1 pseudogene is annotated in these 753 nt (G+C 41.8%); it reads left to right on the top strand.

The annotated features are described in order from the left end of the window. Window positions 1-753, top strand: a pseudogene (locus ACFIO5_RS11570) (hypothetical protein); the annotation flags it as partial.

Genomic DNA, 753 nt, shown 5'->3' with positions numbered 1-753 from the left:
ACCGGCAATTTTATCAATTAGCCGGTTATCGCATTTTAGGCCAGCGTGCTGTACGGATTGATATTTTAGAGCGTCTTGCGAACCTCATCCGCCCTGCAATTTATTGGAAACAAGGGAATGAACCTAAACCCGATGGAGCTTATGACGGCAAGAGTTTTTTTGTCACTCCAACAATGATGTCTATTCTTGGAGCCAATGGAACCGATATGGAAGAAATTCTAAAAGGTCTTGGTTATCAATCGCATGCCATAAGCAGTGCTTTTTTTGAACAAAATTATCTTCAAAACAAAACCTCTGCTCATACATGCACAACAGTACAGGATGTTCCTGCGGCAGAGTGCGTTGGCGAGCAATGGCAAATCATGGATATATCGCCAAAACAGGAAGAAAAAGAAGCTTTGCCCACCTGTATTACACAATCCGATACAGGAGACTGTTTACCCGCAGCTGAACCTGTTGGCAATTTTGCTACTAAGCAAAAACGCGTTTTAGAAGAAGAAAAAGTTGTTTTACTATGGCGTTATAACCACCACCATCCCCACAAAAACAATGAGAGATCTGGACACAGGGGACAAAATAAAAAAAGCAAACCCTTTAAAAAAGAAGTAAATGCACAGGAAAACAACTCTCGAGAAGCCACATCACACACCAGACACTCTCACAAGTCGAACAAACAGCACAGCAAACGCAGCAATCATCAATCATCTCAGAGAGAAAAGCGCCCTAATCCTGATTCACCTTTTGCAAAATTAG

The sequence above is a fragment of the Bartonella sp. AA86SXKL genome (assembly GCF_042196885.1).
This window is presented reverse-complemented; position numbering and strand designations above follow the sequence as displayed.